Source organism: Campylobacter sp. RKI_CA19_01128 (assembly GCF_025771175.1).
GTDB lineage: Bacteria > Campylobacterota > Campylobacteria > Campylobacterales > Campylobacteraceae > Campylobacter_D.
In genome coordinates, this window is the sequence record NZ_JAKMPU010000014.1 from 1 (window position 1) to 16,493 (window position 16,493).

At 29.8% G+C, this 16,493-nt stretch carries 18 protein-coding genes and 1 pseudogene; 12 read left to right on the forward strand and 7 right to left on the reverse strand.

Annotated elements, in window-relative coordinates:
* Window positions 1-267: pseudogene (locus L8U98_RS07610) on the forward strand (ShlB/FhaC/HecB family hemolysin secretion/activation protein); the annotation flags it as partial.
* A 32-nt stretch (window positions 268-299) separates the two neighbouring features.
* Here L8U98_RS07610 and ychF read toward each other — a convergent pair.
* The 6 genes from ychF to rpiB are packed head-to-tail and all read right to left on the reverse strand — an operon-like array spanning window position 300 to window position 4,742.
* Entirely contained in the window at window positions 300-1,400 is a 1,101-nt protein-coding gene (ychF, locus tag L8U98_RS07615) for a redox-regulated ATPase YchF (RefSeq protein WP_263679342.1), read from the reverse strand.
* On the reverse strand, window positions 1,397-2,848 hold the full coding sequence (locus tag L8U98_RS07620; protein ID WP_263725453.1) for a leucyl aminopeptidase: 1,452 nt from the start codon (window positions 2,846-2,848) through the stop codon (window positions 1,397-1,399). Before L8U98_RS07620 ends, ychF begins: the two co-directional genes overlap by 4 nt.
* Entirely contained in the window at window positions 2,845-3,438 is a 594-nt protein-coding gene (locus tag L8U98_RS07625) for a DedA family protein (protein ID WP_263703136.1), read from the reverse strand. The genes L8U98_RS07620 and L8U98_RS07625 overlap by 4 nt, the downstream gene beginning before the upstream one ends.
* Before the next feature lies 1 nt (window position 3,439).
* Window positions 3,440-3,976 (reverse strand): adenine phosphoribosyltransferase, encoded by a 537-nt coding sequence (gene apt / locus L8U98_RS07630; RefSeq protein WP_263683294.1) that lies wholly within the window; start codon window positions 3,974-3,976, stop codon window positions 3,440-3,442.
* The gene (locus L8U98_RS07635; protein ID WP_039618138.1) at window positions 3,976-4,308 is read right to left on the reverse strand and encodes a hypothetical protein; all 333 of its coding nucleotides are present in this window, start codon (window positions 4,306-4,308) and stop codon (window positions 3,976-3,978) included. Before L8U98_RS07635 ends, apt begins: the two co-directional genes overlap by 1 nt.
* Window positions 4,305-4,742 (reverse strand): ribose 5-phosphate isomerase B, encoded by a 438-nt coding sequence (gene rpiB, locus L8U98_RS07640; protein ID WP_257402895.1) that lies wholly within the window; start codon window positions 4,740-4,742, stop codon window positions 4,305-4,307. Before rpiB ends, L8U98_RS07635 begins: the two co-directional genes overlap by 4 nt.
* A gap of 139 nt (window positions 4,743-4,881) precedes the next feature.
* Between rpiB and L8U98_RS07645 the strand changes: the two genes are divergently transcribed.
* The gene (locus L8U98_RS07645) at window positions 4,882-5,433 is read left to right on the forward strand and encodes a CheB methylesterase domain-containing protein (protein ID WP_263679346.1); all 552 of its coding nucleotides are present in this window, start codon (window positions 4,882-4,884) and stop codon (window positions 5,431-5,433) included.
* 9 nt (window positions 5,434-5,442) lie between these two features.
* Window positions 5,443-6,225 carry a CheR family methyltransferase gene (locus L8U98_RS07650; protein ID WP_263664281.1) on the forward strand — a complete coding sequence of 261 codons (783 nt, stop codon included), beginning with the start codon at window positions 5,443-5,445 and terminating at the stop codon, window positions 6,223-6,225.
* Here L8U98_RS07650 and L8U98_RS07655 read toward each other — a convergent pair.
* On the reverse strand, window positions 6,222-7,415 hold the full coding sequence (locus L8U98_RS07655; protein WP_263703131.1) for an MFS transporter: 1,194 nt from the start codon (window positions 7,413-7,415) through the stop codon (window positions 6,222-6,224). The genes L8U98_RS07650 and L8U98_RS07655 overlap by 4 nt on opposite strands.
* A 105-nt stretch (window positions 7,416-7,520) precedes the next feature.
* Here L8U98_RS07655 and L8U98_RS07660 point away from each other — a divergent pair, with 105 nt between their 5' ends.
* The 9 genes from L8U98_RS07660 to L8U98_RS07700 all read left to right on the forward strand — a co-directional run bounded on the left by L8U98_RS07660 (window position 7,521) and on the right by L8U98_RS07700 (window position 16,405).
* Entirely contained in the window at window positions 7,521-8,567 is a 1,047-nt protein-coding gene (locus L8U98_RS07660; RefSeq protein WP_263703129.1) for a dehypoxanthine futalosine cyclase, read from the forward strand.
* Window positions 8,567-9,787 (forward strand): M16 family metallopeptidase, encoded by a 1,221-nt coding sequence (locus L8U98_RS07665; protein ID WP_263725452.1) that lies wholly within the window; start codon window positions 8,567-8,569, stop codon window positions 9,785-9,787. Before L8U98_RS07660 ends, L8U98_RS07665 begins: the two co-directional genes overlap by 1 nt.
* On the forward strand, window positions 9,777-11,600 hold the full coding sequence (recG, locus tag L8U98_RS07670) for an ATP-dependent DNA helicase RecG (RefSeq protein ID WP_263725451.1): 1,824 nt from the start codon (window positions 9,777-9,779) through the stop codon (window positions 11,598-11,600). The genes L8U98_RS07665 and recG overlap by 11 nt, the downstream gene beginning before the upstream one ends.
* Window positions 11,593-12,195 (forward strand): Crp/Fnr family transcriptional regulator, encoded by a 603-nt coding sequence (locus L8U98_RS07675; RefSeq protein ID WP_263725450.1) that lies wholly within the window; start codon window positions 11,593-11,595, stop codon window positions 12,193-12,195. The genes recG and L8U98_RS07675 overlap by 8 nt, the downstream gene beginning before the upstream one ends.
* 43 nt (window positions 12,196-12,238) lie before the next feature.
* On the forward strand, window positions 12,239-12,886 hold the full coding sequence (locus L8U98_RS07680; RefSeq protein ID WP_263664277.1) for an amino acid ABC transporter permease: 648 nt from the start codon (window positions 12,239-12,241) through the stop codon (window positions 12,884-12,886).
* Window positions 12,879-13,538: an amino acid ABC transporter permease gene (locus tag L8U98_RS07685; protein ID WP_263725449.1), complete on the forward strand. Its 660-nt coding sequence runs from the start codon at window positions 12,879-12,881 to the stop codon at window positions 13,536-13,538. The genes L8U98_RS07680 and L8U98_RS07685 overlap by 8 nt, the downstream gene beginning before the upstream one ends.
* Window position 13,539: 1 nt before the next feature.
* On the forward strand, window positions 13,540-14,277 hold the full coding sequence (locus L8U98_RS07690) for a pathogenesis-associated glutamine ABC transporter, ATP-binding protein (RefSeq protein ID WP_039618156.1): 738 nt from the start codon (window positions 13,540-13,542) through the stop codon (window positions 14,275-14,277).
* A gap of 77 nt (window positions 14,278-14,354) precedes the next feature.
* Window positions 14,355-15,182 (forward strand): cysteine ABC transporter substrate-binding protein, encoded by an 828-nt coding sequence (locus L8U98_RS07695; protein WP_263725448.1) that lies wholly within the window; start codon window positions 14,355-14,357, stop codon window positions 15,180-15,182.
* Window positions 15,183-15,184: 2 nt separating this feature from the next.
* Window positions 15,185-16,405, forward strand: a complete 1,221-nt coding sequence (locus L8U98_RS07700; protein WP_263725447.1) for an MFS transporter — start codon at window positions 15,185-15,187, stop codon at window positions 16,403-16,405.
* Window positions 16,406-16,493 lie beyond the last annotated feature (88 nt).

Below are 16,493 nucleotides of genomic sequence, written 5' to 3' on the forward strand. Positions count from 1 at the left end.
ATAGCTAACTTTGGTATAAGAATAAATATACCAAATACTAATTTTTATTTTACTCCTTTTTATGATATAGGTTATGCTTGGTATGAAAAAGACTCAGGGAGTAGATTAGCAGATGAGCATTTTTTAGATGCAGTAGGTTTGCAAGTACTTTATAATAAAACTAATGAGTATTATATAAAGCTTGATGCAGCAAGAGCTGTTCATCAGTATAAATACGATGATGATCATAGAATGAAATTGTATTTAAGTGGAGGGGTGTATTTTTGAGATTGCAAGCTTGAAATAGCTTGCAAATTTTATTAAACATTAAATCTAAAATGCATTACATCGCCATCTTGTACGATATAATCTTTTCCTTCAAGACGTAGTTTTCCTGCTTCTTTAGCGCCACTTTCTCCTTTGCAAGCGATATAATCTTCATAAGAAATCACTTCAGCTTTGATAAAACCTTTTTCAAAATCATTATGGATTACACTTGCTGCTTTTGGTGCTTTCCAGCCTCTTTGTATAGTCCATGATCTAACTTCTATTTGACCTGCTGTAAAATAGCTAATTAGATTAAGCTTTGAAAATGCTGTGCGTATAACTACTTCAAGCCCACTACGTTCAATCCCTAAAGATTTTAAAAACTCAAAATGCTCCTCATCGCTTAAAGCTATCATTTCCTCTTCTATTTTAGAGCAAAGTTTGATAACCTCATGACCTGATTTTGCTGCAAATTCTTTAAGATTTTTTACAAATTCATTATCTTCTAAAAGGGAATTCTCATCTACATTTGCCCCATATATCACTTCCTTAGCTGAAAGCAATCTTAGTTCTTTTATAAGAGCATGATAGACTTCATTTTTATTTGGAAATGAGCTTGCACTATTGTTTTGATTTAAATGTTCTAAAAGCTCATTAGCTAAAGCCAAACTTTCTTTTGCACCTTTTTCATTAGCTTTTGCGCCTTTGGTGAGTTTTTCTATTTTTTTACTAAGTTGTTCTATATCTGCTAGTATAAGTTCTGTTTCTATGATTTGCACATCACGCACAGGATCAACACTACCTGCAACATGGGTGATATTTTCATCATCAAAACAACGCACAATATGTAAAATCATCTCTGTTTCACGTATGTTAGATAAAAATTTATTACCCAAACCCTCACCTTTGCTAGCTCCTGCTACTAAGCCTGCTATATCAACAAATTCTATATTTGAGCGTATGATTTTTTGTGGATTAACGATTTTTGCTAGCTCTTTTAAGCGATGATCAGGTACAGGTACGACTGCTTTGTTTGGCTCTATGGTACAAAATGGATAATTTGCACTTTCTGCATTTTGTGCTCTTGTTAGTGCATTAAAAGTGGTAGATTTTCCAACATTTGGAAGTCCTACTATACCAACTGATAAACTCATTTTTGTTTCCTTGAAAGATAAAGTAAATATGAAAGGCACATTCTAACACCTGCTCCACTTGCACCAAAGCTATGATAACCCCAAGCTTTTTCTAAGTAAGCTGGCCCTGCGATGTCTAAATGTAGCCATTTGTCTTTATATTCTTCTCTAATGAAAGAATTTAAAAATAACCCTGCAGTAATAGCCCCACCATAACGACTTGAAGAGGTATTACTTACATCTGCTATATTTGATTTTATAAGTTCTTTTAAATGTGGATTAAAATGTAAAATAGTAGCTAAATCTCCACTTTTTTTACTTACTTTGAAAAAATCATTTTGTAAATCTTCATTATTTCCCATGATAGCACTTGTGTATTCTCCAAGTCCTACTACGCAAGCTCCAGTTAGAGTGGCAAGATCTATTAATAAATCAGGTTTTAGATCTTGAGCAAGCGAAAGACAATCTGCTAAAACTAATCTTCCTTCTGCGTCGGTATTTCTAACCTCGATACTCACACCTTCTCTTGAGATGAGTACATCATCAGGCTTGTAAGCATTTCCACCTATCATGTTTTCAGTTGCACCGATGATAGAATGTACTTCTATATCAAGGTTTAATTCACTTGCGCCTTTGATGATGGCCATTGCCGCTGCACCGCCGCTTTTGTCTGATTTCATCGTTAGCATATAATCAGCAGGTTTTAAACTAAGCCCACCACTATCATAAGTTAGTCCTTTGCCTACAAACACTACTTTCATTTTTGGATTTTGTGGTTTGTATGAAAGATGAATGAGTTTTGGAGGATGGATTGATGCACGATTTACCGCTAAAAATGCTTGCATTTTTTCTTGCTCTAAGAAATCACTCTCATAGATTTTACATGAAATCTTGCAATCATTTTGACTTAAGCTAAGAGCATCCTCAGCCATTTTTGCAGGAGTATAAATTTGAGGAATTTCATTTACGATATTTTTTGCAAAATCACAAGCATTTGAAAAAACCTGACCATAGTTTATACCTATGCAAGCTTCTTCTAGGTTATATGTTTTGTTGTTAATTTCATCTTTTGAAATGAAAATATTCTCTAACTTACTCTGTGTTTTTTCTTTTTTATATTTATCAAACTCATACGCACCAAAAGTAAATCCTTGAATCATAGCATTAAAGCTATTTACTACGCATTTTCCTACAACACTCTTTGTTTTAACACTTTGAATTTCAAGTTTTTTTAAAGCTTTATAAGCATTTGCAAAAGCAAGTCTTATATCTTCATATTCTAAACTTTTAAGTTCGCTATAAAGAATTTTATTTTGCATATCTATGCAAATTCCTTCGCCTTTATAATTTAAAAGTTTAAAGAGTTCTTGACTTTGAGTGTATTTTTCTATCTTTTTATCTTGTATTAAAATGATTTCAAAGTCAGCATTTATAGAATTTATAGTTTCTTCTTTAAAATTAAAAATCATTTATGTTCCCTTTTTCTAAGTATTGATTTTTCTATTTGTTTCATACCTAAAAATAAAGCAAGTAAAAAACAAGCAATAATAGGCACTGCAAAATACCAGTGATCTCCAGCCCATTCCACTGCAAGCCAAATTTGTTTTCCAAAAAACCATGCAAGTAAAATGGTTATAGCAGCCCAAGCCCAAGCACTAATGAGATTAATAAATGCAAATTTTTTCGCACTATAGCGTGTTAGTCCTATGCTCATAGGTATAATAGTTCTAAAGCCATACATATATCTTTGTATGAATATAATAGGCCAACCAAAACGCTGTAAGAGTAAATGCGCTATGGCAAATTTACGCCTTTGGGTGCGAAGTTTTTTCTGAATGTATTTTTTATTATATCTTCCTATATAAAAATATATTTGATCACCTACAAAACCACCCAAACCTGCTACAAAGATGATAAATCCTAAATTTACATGACCTTCATGTGCAAAAATACCTGCTAAAATAAGCGCAAGTTCTCCCTCAAGTATGCACCATAAAAACACGATGATATAAGCCCAGTTTTTATAATCATACAAAAGTTGTTTTAAAAATTCTTCCATTTTATACCTCTAAAACACTATAAACAGAAGTTAATTTAGCTAATTCTTTAGCTCCATCAAGACCTTTTAATTCTAGTAAAAAACAAGCTTCAACGCATTTTGCATTGAGTTTTTCTATGAGTTTAACAGCAGCGATAGCTGTGCCACCTGTTGCGATGAGATCATCTATGAGCAAAACGTTTGCTTTTTGATTATTAAATGCATCGATATGAATTTCTATGGTATCACTACCATATTCTAAACTATAAGATTCTTGCAAGCATTTTGAAGGTAATTTACCTGGTTTTCTAATAGGCACAAAAGGTAGTTTTAATCTAGCACTTAGTGCAGCTCCAAAAATAAAACCTCTACTTTCTATACCAACGATATAATCAAGTTTTGCATTTTGGTATTTTTCAACTAAATGATCCATTAAAAATGCAAATGCTTCTTTATTATTTAATAAAGTAGTGATATCTCTAAAGATAATTCCTTCTTTTGGAAAATCCTTAATAGCTCTAATGCTATCTAATAAGTATTTTTTATCTTGTTCTTTCATCATAATAATGCCTCGATTTTTGCTTCTAATTCTTTGATTCTTTGTCTTAATTTTTCATTTTCGATACGATATTGTGAATTTCTTGTTCTAAGAGAGGTTAGGTCTGCTTTGCTTTTGTTTAATTCCTCAGTTAAAATATCAATATTACCCAAGCTTCTTTGAAGTTGTACTTGTAATTTTCTAATGACTATTTCAGTATCATCAAGATTATTTTTTATGAATTCTTTTGCTACTTTTTCTTTATGAAGTAAGGTTTTATAATAAAGCAACATAATAGTCATATAAATACTAACACAAATTAATACAGTTAATACAAGCCAACTTAAAATCATAATTTTGCCTCTATTTTACTAATTCGCACGCAATGTCTTCCACCGCTAAAAGAAGTATTAATGAAATTTGAGATAATTTCAAAAGCCATATCTACTCCGGTTAGTCTAGCTCCTAAGGCTAAAACATTTGCATCGTTATGTTCTCTTGAGAGTTTAGCACTTAAAGGTTCATTGCATAAAGCACAACGTATATTTGTATGGCGATTTGCTGCTATACTCATACCAATACCTGATCCACACACTAAAATTCCAAAACTATTTTCATTAATTTTAGAGCTTAATAAATGTGCATAATCAGGATAATCACAACGATCGTTACTAAAAGGACCTAAGTCTTCAAAGCTTATATTTTTTTCTTGTAAAAAATTGATAATTTCTTGCTTTAAAATAAAGCCAGCATGATCACTTGCTATGTAAATTTTTTCTCTTAACATTTAATAATCACTTATCATTTGAAATTTAAAGTATTAATTTTATCATATTTAATTAAAATTTTTCTTTCTTGTATATAATTATTTTTTAATATTTTCAAATATTTAATTTGATATAATAATACTAAACTTAAGGTAAAAAATGAAGCTTATTTTGATTGGTTCTTCAACGGGCGGTCCAAGCCAACTAAAGTTTTTACTTAATGATATAGAACTTAAAGATTGTGCGGTAGTGATTGCCCAACATATGAACCCAGCTTTTATTCCTTCTTTTGTAAATCAATTCAACAAAGAAGCAAAAAGTGATGTGATCATACCAAATGACAAAGAAGTTTTAAAAAATAAAATTTATATTTGTCAAAGAAATATGGTTTTAAGTGGAAATAATGCTTTGGTGTTAAATACTACAGAGCAAACAAGTAGTTTTAATCCAGGAATTGATGTTTTATTTCATTCAGCTGTAAATCTTTGCAAATATCATAAAATTTTAGCTTTGATTATGACAGGAATGGGTGATGATGGTGCTAAATCTTTATTTGAGCTTTATAAAGTTGGTGTGAGGTGTTTATGTGAAAATGAGGCAGATTCTATAGTATATGGAATGCCAAAAAAAGCTAGAGATACTAATCCAAATTTAAAACCTATGAGTTTAATAGAACTCAAAAAAGAAATAATAAATTTTATCAAATCATAGGATGGAAAGATGATAAAAATTACAGAAAATGAAATGAATGATTTTATAAAAATAGTAGAGCAAATAAGTGGAAATAATCTTAATACTAAAAAAGATATTTTATCTATAAAGCTACCTAAATTTTTACAAGAATTAGGTTTAAGCAGTCTTAGTGAATTAAATGAAAAAGTGCAGTTTCAAAGAAATTTAAAGCAAGAAACTATGGATTTTATTACAGTTTGTGAGACATATTTTTTTAGAGAATTAGAACAATTAAAAGATGTAATTTTTTATATAAAATCTCTTGATCGACCTGTAAATGTGCTTTGTGCTCCATGTTCAAGTGGTGAGGAAGTGTATTCTTTAGCTATTTTAGCAAGTGAGAATTTTGTTAAAGGTATGAATATAGTTGGTATAGATATTAATAAAAAAATGATAGATAAATGCAATGAAATGTTATATTCAGAGCGCTCAGTAGCTAGATTAAACACTATGCAAAAAACGCGTTATTTTGATGTAAAAGATAGAATGTATCAGCTTAAAAAAGAGACTTTAGCTTGTAGATGTCGTTTTGAGCTTTGTAATGTTTTTGATGATTCTTTATTTAAACTTGGAAAATTTGATGTAATTTTTTCAAGAAATATGATGATTTATTTTGATCAAGATTTCAAAATAAGACTAATGGAGCGTTTCCATAGGATATTGAATAGAGAGGGTAGAATATACCCAGGAAAATCAGATCTTGTACCTGAAACAGCGTATTTTGAAAAAAACTTTTCAGCGGGTGGGGTTTATTATTCTAAGGTGGATTAATTATATTTTTTATTAAACCACCACCAATAAATCGCCGCAAAGATAAAACATACTCCTAAGCCAAAAGTAAAATGGCTTAATTTTACTCCATAAAATTCAAATAAATATCCTGTTGAAAAAGCAATAATTGCACTAAAAGTTAAATACACCATATCATTATAGGCAATCACTCTACCATAATATCTTTTATCGCAATCATTTTGCAAAAGTGTGTAAGTATAGCTCCATAAAGATGAAGTACAAAAACCTGCCATTACTAAGCCTATAAAGGCAAGATAAAAGTTAAATTGCAAGCAAGCCCAAAGCATTATACCCATACCTTGCGCTAAGTATAAATATACTAAAGTGTTTTTATTAATATAAGGACTAAGTACGTAAGGTCCTATGAGTAAAGATATGGCTCTTATAGCATTTGAAAGACCTATGGCTAGAGGTATGGAAATAACTTTTGCGTATTCATATTCAGCTAAAAGAGTAATTAAAACATCATAAGCGGTTATCCCTACAACTCCATGAAGTAAAATCAAATGAATGATTTTTTTATTGTTAAATACATAAACTAAGCCTTCTTTGATTAATATAAAAAGATTGTTTTGTGTGGTATTTTTTTCATCGGGTAAGATTAAGGTTTTAAGTATAAGCATAGCACAAAATAGCATTAAAGTATCAGCTATGAAAGCTGGTTTTACTCCAAAAAGATCTATAAAAAGTCCTGCTGCACCCATACCCAAAGCATATGATACAGCCCATATAATACTATGAAGCTCATTGCCTAGTTTTAATTCTTGTGGGGTTAAAATTTTAGGTAAAACTGACATTTCTGTTTGAAAATACATGCTTGCAACCGCCATACGCACAAAGGTTAAAAAGTATAAAAACCAAAGCATAGCTAAAGAATTTACAAAAATTAACATAAAAATAGAAATCATCTCAATGTTAATCATTGTCAGTAATAAATTCTTAGGTTTAAATCTATCTACTATAACTCCATTTATAGGTGCAAGTATAATAGAAGGTAAAAAAACAAAAATAGCTGAAAAACCTATGATATTTGCGGGCGCTTGTAGCTCTTTGGTTAAGAGGGTAAAAACACCTACTTGAGAAAACCATGCACCAAAATAACTTATAAATTGTACCATTGCTAAAAGGCGAAAAGTTTTATTATTTTTAAGTAAAGACCTATAAGTCATGAGTATCCTATGAATATATGAAATTAAAGGGCTTGATTATATCGTTTTTAAGATTATTTTACATTTAAATGCTATAATAATTCTTTTTTATAAAAAAGGTTAATAATGAATAGATTAAGTAAAAATGAAGCATTAAATTTACTCCAAAATGCACCTTTATGCGAATTAGGCGCAATGGCATATGAGAAAAAATTAGAGCTTCACCCTGAAAAAATAACTACTTTTGTGGTGGATAGAAATATAAATTATACAAATATTTGCTGTATTGATTGTGATTTTTGTGCTTTTTGTAGAAAAGAAAAAGATGATGATTCTTATATTTTAAAATACGAAGAAATAGGGCAAAAAATAGAAGAATTACAAGCCATAGGTGGAACGCAAATTTTATTTCAAGGTGGGGTGCATCCAAAACTTAAAATAGAATGGTATGAAGACTTGCTTTCTTATATAAAAACTAATTATCCAACCATCACTGTGCATGGTTTTTCAGCAGTAGAAATAGCTTATATAGCAAGAGTTTCTAAAATTTCTATCGAAGAGGTTTTAAAAAGATTACAAGCTAAAGGACTTTTTTCTATACCTGGAGCGGGTGCTGAAGTATTAAGCGATAGGGTAAGAGATATCATCGCACCACACAAATGTGACACAGCTACTTGGCTTAGGGTGCATGAGAGTGCGCATAATATAGGTATGAAAAGTACTGCTACAATGATGTTTGGTACGGTTGAAAATGATGAAGAAATCATTGAACATTTTGATCATTTAAGAAATTTACAAGATAAAACAAATGGTTTTAGAGCTTTTATTTTATGGTCATTTCAAAGCGAAAATACTCCTTTGATTAAAAAACATCCTGAAATCATCAAGCAAAGCTCTAATAGGTATTTAAGATTGCTAGCTTTAGCAAGATTATATTTGGATAATTTTAAAAATTTACAAAGTTCGTGGGTAACACAAGGCTCTTTGATAGGCCAACTTGCTTTAAAATTTGGTGCAAATGATTTAGGTTCAACCATGATGGAAGAAAATGTCGTAGCTGCAGCGGGTGCAAAATATAGAATGAATCAAGAACAAATGATAGAACTTATCAAAGATATAGGAGAATTACCTGCTAAACGCGATACAGCTTATAATATTTTAGAAAGGTTTTAATGCTAAATTTAGACTTTAATAATACTAAAATAGACATAATATATGAGTATGAAAACGAGCTTCCTGTAGTATTTTTCAAACTCATTTTTAAAAATAGTGGAAAAATAGCAGAAAAACACAATAGAGGTTGTGCAAGTATGCTTGCTAGGCTTTTAAATGAAGGAAGTAGTGATGAGTTTTTTAAAAGCTTAGAATACCGTGCTATAGAGCTTTATGCTAAGGCTAGTTTTGAGCATTTTCAAATTAGTATTAAATGCTTGAAAGAACATTTTGATTTTGCTTTAGAAAAATTACAAGAATTGTTTTTAAATGTGCGTTTTGATGAAAAAATCTTACAAAGATTAAAAACTTTAGCCTTGGGTGAGCTTGCAAGTTTAAATACTGATTATGATTATCAAGCAAAAAGACTTTTAAATAAGAATATTTTCAAAGATGAAATTTTTGCTAGTGGTCTTGATGGGACTAAAGAAAGCATAGAAAAGATTAGTTTAAAAGAATTACAAGATTTTATGAGTGAAAATTTAGTACTTGATAATGCTTTATTTGTTTTTGGTGGAGATATTAAAGAAGATGAAGCAAAGATTAAAGTAGAAAAAATTTGCCAAATTCTAAAAAGAAATGTCCCAAATCAAAACAAAAGCTACAAGCTCGTTGATGAGAGTATAGAAGTAAGTGAGCAAAAAAGCACTGAGCAAGCTTATATATACTTTTGTTCTCCATTTAATATACAAATTAATGATGAAAAAATATATTTAGCTAAACTTGCTTTATTTATCTTGGGTCAAGGTGGTTTTGGTTCGCGTTTGATGGAGGAAGTGCGTGTAAAAAGAGGCTTGGCGTATTCAGCATATGCTATGCTTGATGTAAATTTAAATTATAGTAGAGTTTTTGGGTATTTGCAAACTAAAAATGAAAGTTCTAATGAGGCTAAAACTTTAGTTAAGGAAGTTTTTGAAAATTTTGTCCAAAATGGAGTCAATGAAAAAGAATTTCAACTAGCTAAGCAATTTTTAGTAGGTTCTATGCCTTTAAGATATGAAAGCTTGGCTAAAAGACTAGATATAATGTTAAATGAGTATTTGCATGGTTTAAAACTTGGAAATTTAAAAGAAGAAATGCAAAAGATTAAAAACACTACTTTAAATGAGCTAAATGACTTTATCAAAGCACATAGTGAAATTACCAAAGTGAGTTTTGCAAGTATAGAAAATGAAAGTTGAAGAAAAGGATTTAAAACTACTTCATACTTTAGGGGTTAAAAATTGTATCGATTTGGCTTTGATTTTACCTAAAAAATTTGATGATTTTAGAATTTCAAAGTTTCCAAAAGATACATTTTGTACCCAAAATGTAAAAATTATCAGCACCCAAAATCATCACTCCCAGCTTTTTATACTTTGTGAATGTTTAGAATGGGGTATCAAAGCAAATATAGTGATCTTTCATCCTAATAAGTGGCATTTTAAAATTTTTAAGCATAATGCTTTGGTTTGTATCCATGCAAAGATGAATTTTTTTAATGGAATTTGGCAGTTTATAAACCCAAAAATAGTAAAAAATATAGGTCAAATAGTCCCTAAATACCAAATTAGCTCTATTAAAGATGAAAGCATAAAAAAACTTATCTTAAAATATGTCAATGAAGCTAATTTAAAAGCGCTAAATTTAGAACAAAAATACATTAATTTACTTTTGAATTTACACAATTATGATGATTTAACTCTTTATGAAAATTTTAACGCCATAGTTAAAGATTTAAAATATATAGAAATTTTTAATCATTTAAGGCGTTTAAAGGGTAAAAAAATATCACAAAATGCTTATAAAATAGATCTTTTCGATATAAGCTCTTGGCTTAATGGTTTAGAATTTAACCCTACAAATGATCAGCTTTTGGCGATAGAAGATATTAAAAAAGACTTACAAAATAAAGTTGCTAAAAGGCGTGTGGTAATGGGCGATGTGGGTTGTGGCAAGACTTTGGTCATACTTGCTGCAAGTTTGCTAGTGTATCCTAAAAAGGCTATTTTAATGGCTCCAACTAGTATATTAGCAGAGCAAATTTATCATGAAGCAAAAAGACTTTTGCCTGATTTTGTTAATGTGTTGCTTTTAAAAGGTGGTAAAAAAGATAAAGATTTAGCAAAATTAAAAGAACAAGCTCATTTTATCATAGGCACACATGCGCTCATTCATCAAGAAGAATTTGAAGCAGTTTTGGTGATGATAGATGAGCAACACCGTTTTGGTTCTAATCAAAGACAAAAAATAAGTGAGCTTAGTAAAAATTCTCAATATGCTCCACATATCGTGCAATTTTCTGCCACACCTATACCAAGAACACTTTCTATGATACAAAGTGAGCTTGTAAATTTTAGTTTTATTAAACAAATGCCTTTTAAAAAAGACATTAAGACTTTTTGTATACAAGATAAAGATTTTAAATATTTGCTTAAAAAAATCGATGATGAGCTAGTTAAAAATCATCAAGTAATCATCATTTATCCTTTAGTAAATGAAAGTGAAAATATAGATTATTTATCATTAGAACAAGCACAAGGATACTGGATAAACAAATACAAAAATGTTTATGTAACTCATGGAAAAGATAAAAATAAAGATCAAATTTTACAAGAATTTAGAGAAAAAGGCACGATTTTGCTTTCTACTACCGTGGTTGAAGTGGGGATTTCTTTGCCAAGACTTAGTGTGATTGTGGTTGTTGGGGCTGAAAGGCTTGGGCTTGCTACCTTACATCAGCTTCGAGGTAGGGTAGGTAGAGTAGGGCTTGAGAGCTTTTGTTATTTATATACTAAGCAAAAAGAAATTTCAAGTCGTTTGCTTGAATTTGCTAAAACTTTAGATGGATTTAAAATAGCTGAGCTTGATTTAAAAAATAGACTAAGCGGGGATTTGCTAGATGGTAGAGTACAACATGGTAATCATTTTAAATTCTTTGATTTTGCAGATGATGAAGAGTTAGTTTTAAAAGCAAAAGAAAGTATCAAAAATATGGAAAAAGAAAATGGATAAACACTTTGAAATTTTAATTTCTAAAGGCAAGAAAAAACGTTTTAACAAAGGGAATATTTTATTTTTTCAAGGTGAAAAAGCAAATAAAATTTACATTTTACTAAGTGGAAAAGTGCGTATATATAAGGTGAATGCAAAAGGTTTTGAGTTAACACTTCACACTTTAACTCCGGTAAATTTTATAGCTGAAATGCCTGTGTTTGAGGGTATTAATTACCCAGCTAATGCAATTTGTGAGCAAGATTGTGAAATTTGTGTTTTTGATTTTGATGAATTTAAAAAATTATGCTTAGAAAATGGAGAATTTAGCTTTTTACTTTTGACTTCTTTAATCGGTAAAATTCGAATTTTAGAAAATTTCATCAGACAAAAATCTTTGGATTTAAAGTCAAGACTAGTCAGCTTTTTACTAGAAAATGAAGAAAAATTACAAAATTTAAAGCAAAAAGAAATTGCTGTGATTTTAAATTTACCTCCAGAATCTTTGTCGCGTTTTTTAAAAGAATTAAAACAAAATGAGCTTATTTGCACAAATAAAGGTAAAATAGCAATTTTAAATAAAGAAAAAATGCAAAATTTAATTAAGTCTTTTTAAGTCTTATTTGTTACAATATTGTATTTAAAGTATGGAAGGTTTTATGGATTTTGATTTTTTAATCAAGTTTAGCCCTATGTTTATACAAGCTTCTTGGCTTACTTTAAAACTTGCTATTTATGGAGTATTTTTTTCATTTTTAGTAGGTTTATTTTGTGTGGGAGTAAGTTATTTTAAATTTTCTTTTTTAAATACAATCTGTAAAATTTACATAGAATTTTCAAGAAATACACCTTTATTAATTCAACTTTTCTTTTTATATTATGCTTTGCCTGAGTTTGGAATACACCTTAGTTCTTTTGCTTGTGCTGTGATAGGACTTAGTTTTTTAGGTGGTTCTTATATGGCTGAGAGCTTAAGAGCAGGTATGGAAGCGGTGAAAAAACAACAATATGAATCAGGACTTTCTTTGGGTTTGAGTAAATGGCAAAATTTTCGCTATGTGATCATGCCTCAAGCTTTGGGTATAGCTATGCCAAGTATTAGCGCAAATATCATTTTTTTACTCAAAGAAACTTCTGTAGTAAGCATTATTGCTTTAGCGGATTTAGTATATGTGGCTAAAGATCTTATAGGACTTTATTATAAAAGTAATGAAGCATTATTTGCTTTGGTGCTTTGTTATTTGATTTTGATTTTACCCTTATCTTTAGTGTTAAACCGTATAGAAAAAAGGTTAAATTATGTTTGAAATTTTAAATCAAGATACCTTTTTTAGACTAGCACAAGGTTTAAAGGTTACTTTAGAGCTTTCATTGATTAGTGTTTTGATTTCACTTATTGGAGGAGTATTTTTTGGAATTTTAATGCATTCTAAAAATAAAATCCTTTATGCTTTTTGTCGTTTTATGCTTGAATTTGTACGTATTATGCCTTTGATTGTTTGGCTTTTTATAGTGCATTTTGGCTTGGCGAAATGGTTTGGATGGCATTTGGGTGCTTTGGGTTCAAGTATTATTGTTTTTAGTATTTGGGGCGTGTTTGAGATGATGGATTTGGTTAGATCATCTTTAGCAAGCATACCAAAACACCAGTATGAATCAGGACTTTCACTAGGTTTTAATAAATTTGAAGTTTATCTTTTTATCATTATACCTTTATCTTTAAGAAGATTATTACCAATGAGTATTAATCTTTTTACAAGAATTATTAAAAGCACTTCAGTGATTTATCTAATCGGTGGCATAGAGCTTATTAAAGTAGGCCAACAAGTGATTGAGCTAAATTTATTTCAAAATTCTTATGCTGCTTTTGTGATTTATGGTTTGATTTTATTGATTTATTTTATACTTTGCTATCCTTTGTCGGTATATTCAAAGTTTTTAGAGAAAAAATGGAGCTAATATGAGCATTTTAAAAATACAAAATTTACAAAAATACTATGATGATCATCATGTTTTAAAAGATATAAATTTAGAAGTAAATCAAAAAGAAGTAGTGGTTATACTAGGTCCAAGTGGTTGTGGGAAATCTACACTTTTAAGATGTATTAATGGTTTAGAAGAAATGGCTGATGGGGCTATTTTTGTAGATGATGAAAAAATTGATAAAAATTATAAAAAATGGACTCAAATTCGCCAAAAAATAGGTATGGTGTTTCAATCTTATGAACTTTTTGATCATTTAAATGTGGAGCAAAATATACTCTTAGGGCCTTTAAAGGTGCAAAAAAGAAAAAAAGAAGAGGTTTTAGAAGAAGCAAAATACTGGCTTGATAGAGTAGGGCTTTTACATAAATTAAAAGCCTATCCTAAAGAATTAAGTGGTGGACAAAAACAACGCATAGCTATAGTTAGAAGCCTTTGTATGAATCCTGAAATCATGCTTTTTGATGAAGTTACAGCAGCGCTTGATCCTGAAATCGTGCGTGAAGTTTTAGATGTGATTTTAAATTTAGCAAAAGATGGTATGACTATGCTTATAGTTACACATGAAATGGGTTTTGCAAGAGCAGTTGCTGATAAAATAGTTTTTATGGATGATGGAAAAATAGTAGAAATTTCAAAGCCTGATGAATTTTTTGAAAATCCAAAAACTGATCGTGCGAAAAAATTTCTCAATTTGTTTGATTTTCATCGTTAATTTTATTTTAGAAAAGATTTGTTAAAAAAATTAATATAAGGTTTATAAATTTAAATTTCAATCATTAAGGAAAAAATATGAAAAAGATTTTTCTTTTATCGTTTTTAATGGCACTTTTTTTTAGCGCCTGCTCAAATTCAAATTCTAATGAAAACTCTTTAGAAAAAATTAAACAACAAGGTGTAATCCGTATAGGTGTTTTTGGTGATAAACCTCCATTTGGTTATCTAGATGCACAAGGGAAAAATCAAGGCTATGATGTATATTTTGCTAAACGTATAGCAAAAGAACTTTTAGGCGATGAGTCTAAAATTCAATTTGTTTTAGTTGAAGCAGCAAATAGGGTGGAGTTTTTAGAGTCAAATAAAGTAGATTTAATCTTAGCAAATTTTACTAAAACTCCAGAAAGAGAAGCTGTGGTGGATTTTGCATTGCCTTATATGAAAGTTGCTCTTGGGGTAGTGGCTCCTAAGGGATCGGATATTAAAACTATAGATGATTTAAAAAACAAAACTTTGATTTTAAATAAAGGTACAACAGCTGATGCGTATTTTACAAAAAATATGCCAGAAATTAAAACGATTAAATTTGATCAAAACACAGAAACCTTTGCAGCTTTAATCGGAAAAAGAGGCGATGCGCTAAGCCATGATAATGCATTGCTTTTTGCATGGGCTAAAGAAAATCCAAATTTTGAAGTAGTGATTAAAGAACTTGGAAATCATGATGTTATAGCTCCTGCTGTAAAAAAAGGTGACGAAGCTATGTTGAAATTTATCAATGATTTGATTTTAAAATTACAAAATGAGCAGTTTTTTCACAAAGCTTATGATGAAACTTTAAAGCCATTTTTTAGCGATGATATAAAAGCTGATGATGTAGTAATCGAAGGTGGCAAAATTTAATAATGCAAAAAGCTTTTAAAAATACCATCTATGCTTCCTTAGGTGGTATTTTGGAATTTTATGATTTTGTTTTATTTATCTTCTTTGCAAGTGTTTTTGCAAAAATTTTCTTTCCTCAAAATGATGATTTTTGGCCATTAATCTACACTTATGTAGCCTTTGGAGCAGGGTATTTAGCTAGACCTTTTGGTGCTGTTGTTTTAGCACATTTTGCAGATATTAAAGGGCGTAAGAATGTTTTTTATGTCAGTATGCTTTTAATGGTCGTGCCAAGTTTTGTTTTGGCCTTTTTACCTACTTATGAAAGTATAGGACTTTTAGCTACTTTTATGCTTTTTATCATACGGATAACTCAAGGACTAGCCATAGGAGCTGAAGTGAGTGGTGCTTGGATTTTTGTGAGTGAATTTGTGAGTAAAAAAAGACTTGGTTTGGCACTTGGTTTTATTTCAGCGACTTTAACTTTAGGTTTATTGCTTGGAAATTTAGCGACTTTGACTATATATGCGTATTTTAATAAAGAAGAAGTAGAAAGCTTTGCTTGGAGAATTCCTTTTTTTATAGGGGGATTTTTTGGCATAATAGCTTTATTTTTGCGCACAAAGCTTAATGAAACGCCAGCTTTTAAAAACATAAAAGAGAAAGAAAAAATTTTAAATTTTCCACTTTTACAAGCTTTAAAAACACACAAGAAAAGTATGTTAATATGCGCTTTACTTACTGTGGTTTTAACAAGCGGGGTAGCTACTTTAATGATACTGCCACAATATTTTGAAAGACTATTAGGAGTTAGTAAAACTACTGCTTTGTTATATCAAAATTTGGCCATCGTGATGATCATACTAGGAAGTTTAGCACAAGGGTATTTAGCGGATTTTTTAGGACATTTTAGGATTTGCTTGATTTTTACTGTGGTTTTTGGAGCTTTTGGCATAAGTTTTAGCTTTTATAATGAGTGGTTTTTATCATTTTATTTGCTTGCTTGTTTTGCGCAAGGCATTATAGCTTTTGCTCCTATTTTTATGACTCAAATTTTTACTACAGAGTTAAGATCAAGTGGTCTTTCTTTTGCTTATAATATCTCTTATGCGATTTTAGGTTTTTTAACACCCTTTGTTGTTAATTTTATATATGAGAAGTATTTTTATATTTATATTATTTTTATAGTGATTGCTAGTTTGCTAAGTATACTTTTAGTAAAAAGTTCTTTTAAAAATTTATAACATTATTTTTTATTCAAACCCCCAATATCTCAGTATATCCAATCTTTAATAGTATTTTATTATTATACTAATATTTTATTATTGTTTG

Coding starts and splice junctions, on each gene's coding strand:
- L8U98_RS07665 (WP_263725452.1), top strand. CDS start 8,567: ATGCTAAATTTAGACTTTAATAATACTAAAATAGACATAATATATGAG.
- L8U98_RS07625 (WP_263703136.1), bottom strand. CDS start 3,438: ATGGAAGAATTTTTAAAACAACTTTTGTATGATTATAAAAACTGGGCT.
- L8U98_RS07650 (WP_263664281.1), top strand. CDS start 5,443: ATGATAAAAATTACAGAAAATGAAATGAATGATTTTATAAAAATAGTA.
- L8U98_RS07655 (WP_263703131.1), bottom strand. CDS start 7,415: ATGACTTATAGGTCTTTACTTAAAAATAATAAAACTTTTCGCCTTTTA.
- rpiB (WP_257402895.1), bottom strand. CDS start 4,742: ATGTTAAGAGAAAAAATTTACATAGCAAGTGATCATGCTGGCTTTATT.
- L8U98_RS07660 (WP_263703129.1), top strand. CDS start 7,521: ATGAATAGATTAAGTAAAAATGAAGCATTAAATTTACTCCAAAATGCA.
- L8U98_RS07635 (WP_039618138.1), bottom strand. CDS start 4,308: ATGATTTTAAGTTGGCTTGTATTAACTGTATTAATTTGTGTTAGTATT.
- L8U98_RS07695 (WP_263725448.1), top strand. CDS start 14,355: ATGAAAAAGATTTTTCTTTTATCGTTTTTAATGGCACTTTTTTTTAGC.
- L8U98_RS07690 (WP_039618156.1), top strand. CDS start 13,540: ATGAGCATTTTAAAAATACAAAATTTACAAAAATACTATGATGATCAT.
- L8U98_RS07675 (WP_263725450.1), top strand. CDS start 11,593: ATGGATAAACACTTTGAAATTTTAATTTCTAAAGGCAAGAAAAAACGT.
- L8U98_RS07700 (WP_263725447.1), top strand. CDS start 15,185: ATGCAAAAAGCTTTTAAAAATACCATCTATGCTTCCTTAGGTGGTATT.
- apt (WP_263683294.1), bottom strand. CDS start 3,976: ATGAAAGAACAAGATAAAAAATACTTATTAGATAGCATTAGAGCTATT.
- L8U98_RS07685 (WP_263725449.1), top strand. CDS start 12,879: ATGTTTGAAATTTTAAATCAAGATACCTTTTTTAGACTAGCACAAGGT.
- L8U98_RS07620 (WP_263725453.1), bottom strand. CDS start 2,848: ATGATTTTTAATTTTAAAGAAGAAACTATAAATTCTATAAATGCTGAC.
- ychF (WP_263679342.1), bottom strand. CDS start 1,400: ATGAGTTTATCAGTTGGTATAGTAGGACTTCCAAATGTTGGAAAATCT.
- L8U98_RS07645 (WP_263679346.1), top strand. CDS start 4,882: ATGAAGCTTATTTTGATTGGTTCTTCAACGGGCGGTCCAAGCCAACTA.
- L8U98_RS07680 (WP_263664277.1), top strand. CDS start 12,239: ATGGATTTTGATTTTTTAATCAAGTTTAGCCCTATGTTTATACAAGCT.
- recG (WP_263725451.1), top strand. CDS start 9,777: ATGAAAGTTGAAGAAAAGGATTTAAAACTACTTCATACTTTAGGGGTT.